Genomic DNA, 6427 nt, shown 5'->3' on the forward strand with positions numbered 1-6427 from the left:
CCAATTATCCATGGTAAGCTGATCCTTGTTTTACACCACGCGCTTCCAAACCTTTATCAATCTCGGTTTGGATCTTTGATTTGGGGAAACCCCAATTTGGTGCGATCAAAAGCTCTTTATCCGCGATACCAAAAATCCGTTGAATAATGATATCTGGTCGAAGCAATGGAATGAACTTAGCCAAGAATTCTGTATATTCTTCTAAAGAAAACAGTTTGAAAGGCTCTCTTTTGTACTTCACTCCCATGATCGATCCCTCCACAATATGTAGGTGATGCAGTTTCACAAATTTGATGTGCGGCTGTTTATTGATTTCATCCGCATATTTGAGCATCATCTCTTCCGTTTCCCAAGGAAAGCCAAAGATGGTATGCACACAAATCTCTAACTTGGAGCCTTCTAATAGCTTCATGATGTTGATAAACTCATCATGCAGACAACCACGATTGATACGCTCTAGCGTGTCATTGTAGATGGATTCCATACCCATCTCTAAATCCACGTCATAACGATCGGTATAACTCTCCAACAAAGCAATTTTTTCGAAATCCAGACAATCTGGTCGCGTTCCGACCGATAAACCAACGGTATGCTCTGGACAAACACTCAACGCTTCGTCGTACATCATCTTGAGCAGATGTGTCGGTGCATAGGTATTGGTATTAGGCTGAAAATAGATCACAAACTTCTCTGCACCGTAAGATTTACGCGCTCTTTCGATGCCATTCTCCACTTGCTCTCGCATGGATGGGATCTTGCGTGCCGTATCAGGAGTGAAAGAATCGACATTACAATAGGTACATCCGCCATATCCCTTGCTCCCATCTCGATTAGGACAAGTAAAATTCCCGTCTACAATGACTTTGAAAACCTTCTGCCCTGCGTATTTCTCTTTGAGATATGCACCGTAATGATTGTACGGTTTTACCCCTGTATCTAATAGTGTTGCCATCTTCTGCTACAAAGATACGCATACTTGCTGGGTATGCAACAAAGGCACGAAAGACACAACAGCTAAATTTAATTTTGCTCTGGCATCTGATCGACAGACGGATCGTGCTGTAGCGCTGTGCTGATGAATTGTCTTGGCTGATCTTCGTTTTTGTAAGGTACTATAAAAGTTGCCTTCACTCGCTCGGATTGACGCAAATAAGACAACCAGATGATCGTCGGAATAATATTTCTAGTCAGCACATTCCATGATTCTTGCGCACCTTTCACACTTTCAGGCATGATATACATAGCATTCATACTACTGACAACATCAAATACAGCGACAGCTAATAAGGTGTAAAAACAGGTCTGTGGAAAGAGATCACGTCGTTTATAAAGCAAATACAGACAATAGCCTAATGCGAAGGTTAAGAAAAAGCTAATGACAAACTCAAGGGATAATAATACCTGCCACTGTATAGGACTCACATGTCGTAACTCCATAAAGTCATAGGCAATCCAGATTTGATAATTAGTCACATAGTTTAACATATTAGACAATAGACTGCTTATGAGATTAATAATCATCACAATACCAAGCACATAGAGCCAGCCTCCTAATTTTGGAGGCAGTACCTGTTCACCATCCGATGCAACAGTATTCCTTGGTTTTTGCTTATTGTACCATCTCACAAATAAGGTAAATAAGACACAAACCAACACGAATAAAAGAATAGGATACAAAGTAGATTGACCGGTTGGTGAACTACCCTCAATATCTACGCTATAATCATCGTTGAGATAAAATCCGGAAAAGAAAAATCTATTGCGATCTTGAAATGTCTTTACATATAGAGGCACCTGCTCCTCGTCTATATAAGATTTATAGGTATAAAAGCTATAGCTGAGTTTCAACGTATCTTGACTATTACGCATAAATCTGCTATAGAAATAGCTTTCATGCTGCTCATTGTGCGTATCAGAGGCAGATGACATTTGTTTTCCATCAGGATTAATGATGCAAATATCATGTTCAAATTTCAATGGAAAAGAAAGAGCTATTGGGGCAGACCGCACGGTATTCACTGCTGGCAAATATTGATCCGTATGTTGAGAATAAAAGTTTATGTATTTTTTACCCGTTTCCTCTTCTACTTCAAATAGTTGCGGTATGTTATAATGCTCATAAACCACAAAAGTATTATTTTCAATATCATCGTCAAATTTGATATTGGAGGCTTTCGTTACGTTTTTATGCTTATTCTGATAATAGGTAAGATACTGTTTTTGAATTTCACTCTTTGAGTTGCTTTTGAACAAGGAGCGTATTGATTCGGCGTCAGATGATGTATAATCGCTTTTCACGGTCAAGGTAGCAGAGCCATCTTTGTGCATTTGGTACACTTCTGAAATATGGGTTACCGCTTCTTGGTCTGCGCCAAGATCTTCTACATTACCGCTTGAGAGATTGAGTGCCGCACCATACCACGGAAAATACCGATATAAAATATTGCCACCTTGCTGCGTGACGGTGGCGTCGATCCACTGTTTTCGACCATCAACTGCTGCCCATACAACCATATGGTTGAAACTCTGAGGTGACGGGATTTGCTTTTTTAATCCATGGTCGATGTATGAATTTACCAATCCCAAACCACTATCAATCTTTTTATATTTAAGCAAAGTCGCTAGCAGTACAGACTTATCTTTACAGTCACCATAACGTTGCCGAAAAACCTTTTCAGGATTATTGGCACGATGCGAGAACTCTCCCATTTCTACACCTTGGTACCGAATTTCGTTCTGTACGAAATCAGTAACCAGCTTAAAATAATTCACCTTATTGCCACCAGCCTTCTTCCACAGTTCGTCAGCAAAAACACTTAAAGATTGCGATGATGTCAGTATTGGAATAGGATTTACTTTTGTTGCCCAAGCGGCTACTTCTTGCCAATTGCTAAATTCGGAACAACTCACCGTAGGTACACTGACATACCAAGAAGGCACATAGTCATAAAATGTTCCTTTGAGCAAGTTGTTCTTTTCATAGTAGTAACTCGTTACCTGATCACTTTTCAACACCTGCATTTCTTCTGCGCCACCAGCATAGGAAAAATGAAGATTGCGGCTTTTCGGCACGACGTAATTGACAAGTAGCAATCCAATCGGCTCATAACCTTGCAGGTAAGAATAGTCAAAAAATTTATTGTCAAATACTGGATTAAATCCTTTTATGGTATATGAAATATTTATGCGATCTCCCTTTCTGAGGTCATCAATGATACAATAGGCCGAATAGGTTCCGTTGTAGATAGCCCTAGACAAATCTGACTCTGTCGCAAGTAGTTTAAATAGTTTGGTATCCGTTTTATCAATACGTTTACCATCACGTGTAATGCTCAGGTCGTGTAACAAAATGCTTTGATAACTCGGATCGAACAATACCGATACCTGTCCAGCAGAAGAAAGCCCTTCCTCATCGTGGATCACGCGCACTGAGCTGTGATAACGTTCTTGAAGACCTACATGAACCTGATATTCTTGTCGCTCGATGTAATATCCATCACTCACATCATCAAGATCCACGGCAGAAGGCGTTAGTGCAGATACCCGTATCCAATCGGGCGATTTGACTTTTTTAATAGCGGATTGCGCCATAGCGCTTGTGGCACACAAAAATAAAACTGCATACAGCAGCAAAAATTTCATTACGTTGGTTCGGTACATGTGGTCAATAAAAACTCTCTAAAGATAATGTAATATTCAGATCTTACCAGTAAGAATTTTACATCAAATTAAATGCTATCAGAGTAGCTCATCACGTCTACAATGGATGATTAAAAAACATCTTCACATGACGGGATGATACATTAAATAAAAATTATTTGCATAACGCTATCAAAGAGTAGAACCAGTTATTACCTAATAAAGCAAGCCAACAAAATTGTTGGCTTGCTTTATTAGGTAATCATTTATCAATTAATGATTATATTATACAACACACTTTTTACTCATAAGATATTCTTACGGATAAAGCGCATTTATTCCGGCTGAATCGCCATTTGACAAACGTTCGAAATTGTAATCAAAAGTAGATCCGTCAAGCCTAGTCATAACTGGATTATTGAAATCCCTTGCATAAGCAAAAGATGAATACAGCATGATGGATTCGAAATCAAAAGCCCCATGAACTGTGTACCAAGGCCATACCACGAAATCCCAAAATGCACCTGCTATCGCTCGATCCAGATAGATACGAATATGCTCATCTCTATCGGGACGTGTATGCTCATGCACGAAACCCATAGAATGCATGATTTCATGGGCAATCACACCTGGAAGAGTCGTATTGTAAATATTAATCGTATTGACACGATTAGCACTCCAACCTAGTGGTGAGCTATTGGTTAGTGGAGAATACACAAAATGAATATATTCAGGTTCACTAGAGTGTTTTACAAAACAAATGGATGATCTTGAAGAAATCATGTCAAAAGCGAGCTGAATGCTTAGCAAAAAATGTTTGTAATCTTCATCTGATAGCGTACCTTGATCTGGCAAACGATATGGTATCGTATTGTTGGACCATGTCTGCACGATACTTACACCAATAGCCGAACGTTGCATAGTAGTAAGGTTCGGATCGGCCATTTTTTGCAACAACGCGAATTGTTCTTTAGTAATTGTGATATCTTCCGCAATATAATACAATCCACTATCTTCCTTCACGTAACTATCATAACCGTCGATCGTCAGCCGATACAAACTTGAACTATCAGACAACTTATTGACATCAAAATATTCTTTAGCAGCCGTTTCAGATAATACTTGTTCTTTCCGACATCCAGTTAATAGAAAAGCGAGAAGACACAAGCAATAAATATTTTTCTTTATCATAACATCTTATTTTGTGTTTTAGAATCGATTCGTAACTTCTGAGAATACTCACTCGCACATCCTAAATAAACATGGAATACTTCTTTAATAGAGTGCATTAATCCCTGCATAATCCCCAGGTGTGAGTCGCGCTCGTTGACTGTTCCAAGTAGAACCGTCCAATCTAGTCAGAACCGGTAAATTGCGATCTATTGAAAAGTCAAAAGAACCGTACAACATTACCGATTCAAAGTCAAATGGACCGTGATTGACATATCCTGGCATAATGTTAAAATTAATACGGGCTTGTAGGGGAACACGCTCAATATACACATGAATAAACGAGTCTCGATCGGGGCGAGTTTGCTCGTGCATAATAGCCATGGAGTGCATAATCTCATGCGCTATAATCGCGGGATATGTGATGTTGTAGATATTAATCTGGTTAACGCGACCTCTGCTCCATCCTAAAGGAGAGCTATTAGAAGTGAGTGAAAACACAAAGTTAATATATTCTGGCTGCGTAGTACGTTCTACAAAACGAACCGAAGTTTCTGCTGTGATCAGATCAAAAGCATTCTGTATATTAGCTAGAAAAATATTATAATTGTTCGTCGATAAAGAGCCTTGTACTGGTAGCTTATAAAAGACGGTCTTGTTTGGCCAAGTTTGGCTTAAATTGCGAGTAATCGTAGCACGTTCTGTAGTAGACAGGCTAGGATTGGTCATTTTTAGTAATATATTAAATTGCTCTTTTGTAATCGTTAGATCCTCAGAAAAATAATATTCACCATTCAGTTCCTTTATATACGTATCCGCACCCTTAATGACCAACTTATGTAACTTGGTACTGTCAGATAGTACAATCGTACTGAAATACTCATTTTCATCGGGTATCGATTGAACAACTTCTTGCTTACAGGCTACGAAGAGCAAGGCCGTTATGCAAATTAGGTTAAGAGCTAGTTTATTCATAATAGTTGGATTAGTTGAACCAAATTCATCAACAATAACAAAAGCAATTTAACAATATAATTCTTAATTAAAAATATATTATCACCAAACAATCAATTATTAACTCAATAAATAGATGCAAAAACGTAAAAGCAACGGAATAGACGATGTAAGGTTTAAAATATTTTACTAGCTTTTTTCTTTAAATAGTAAAAAATACAATAAACTACACCCAAGCTATGGTAAACTTTTAGACCATGTTTAGTATTACAATCAAAGTTCTTCATTAATCCAAGTAAGATCTGCCCACTAGGATAGAAGCTATCGTACCACATTTAAGATCGGATAGTTGTGTATTTCCGTACGAATATTCCAGCATTAGTTCACCATTAGTTCACGGAGAATGTACTAAAAGCACTTACTGGCTATAGATGACTGCCACTTTATAGGAAAGTTCTGCGTACAGCTCCGTACGACATTAAGACCAGTAATAGCGAATCTATGACCGCTGATGGGGAATCACAAAATCTATAAACGCAAAAAAGCCCTTGCAAAGTTTTTTGCAAGGGCTTTAGTATAAAATTAGGCACCGACCTACTCTCCCACCTGTTACGGCAATACCATCGGCTCTGGCGGGCTTAACTACTCTGTTCGGAATGGGAAG

The 6427-nt window shown here is 38.6% G+C and carries 4 protein-coding genes and 1 rRNA gene; all 5 read right to left on the minus strand.

The annotated features are described in order from the left end of the window. Positions 1-4: 4 nt before the first annotated feature. Entirely contained in the window at positions 5-952 is a 948-nt protein-coding gene (locus tag DC487_RS17055; protein WP_116777184.1) for a TIGR01212 family radical SAM protein, read from the minus strand. A gap of 68 nt (positions 953-1020) precedes the next feature. After that, positions 1021-3591 carry a DUF3857 domain-containing protein gene (locus DC487_RS17060; RefSeq protein WP_165799123.1) on the minus strand — a complete coding sequence of 857 codons (2571 nt, stop codon included), beginning with the start codon at positions 3589-3591 and terminating at the stop codon, positions 1021-1023. A 366-nt stretch (positions 3592-3957) separates the two neighbouring features. Continuing rightward, on the minus strand, positions 3958-4830 hold the full coding sequence (locus DC487_RS17065; protein WP_116777186.1) for a M12 family metallopeptidase: 873 nt from the start codon (positions 4828-4830) through the stop codon (positions 3958-3960). A gap of 84 nt (positions 4831-4914) precedes the next feature. Continuing rightward, positions 4915-5784, minus strand: a complete 870-nt coding sequence (locus DC487_RS17070) for a M12 family metallopeptidase (RefSeq protein WP_116777187.1) — start codon at positions 5782-5784, stop codon at positions 4915-4917. A gap of 560 nt (positions 5785-6344) precedes the next feature. Continuing rightward, a 5S ribosomal RNA gene (rrf, locus tag DC487_RS17465) occupies positions 6345-6427 on the minus strand; the annotation flags it as partial.

The organism is Sphingobacterium corticibacter, from assembly GCF_003076635.1.
Taxonomy (GTDB): Bacteria; Bacteroidota; Bacteroidia; order Sphingobacteriales; family Sphingobacteriaceae; genus Sphingobacterium; species Sphingobacterium corticibacter.

What these genes read in the sequence shown, in the direction of transcription:
- DC487_RS17070 (WP_116777187.1), bottom strand. Translation starts at nt 5,784, where the DNA reads ATGAATAAACTAGCTCTTAACCTAATTTGCATAACGGCCTTGCTCTTC.
- DC487_RS17060 (WP_165799123.1), bottom strand. Translation starts at nt 3,591, where the DNA reads ATGGCGCAATCCGCTATTAAAAAAGTCAAATCGCCCGATTGGATACGG.
- DC487_RS17055 (WP_116777184.1), bottom strand. Translation starts at nt 952, where the DNA reads ATGGCAACACTATTAGATACAGGGGTAAAACCGTACAATCATTACGGT.
- DC487_RS17065 (WP_116777186.1), bottom strand. Translation starts at nt 4,830, where the DNA reads ATGATAAAGAAAAATATTTATTGCTTGTGTCTTCTCGCTTTTCTATTA.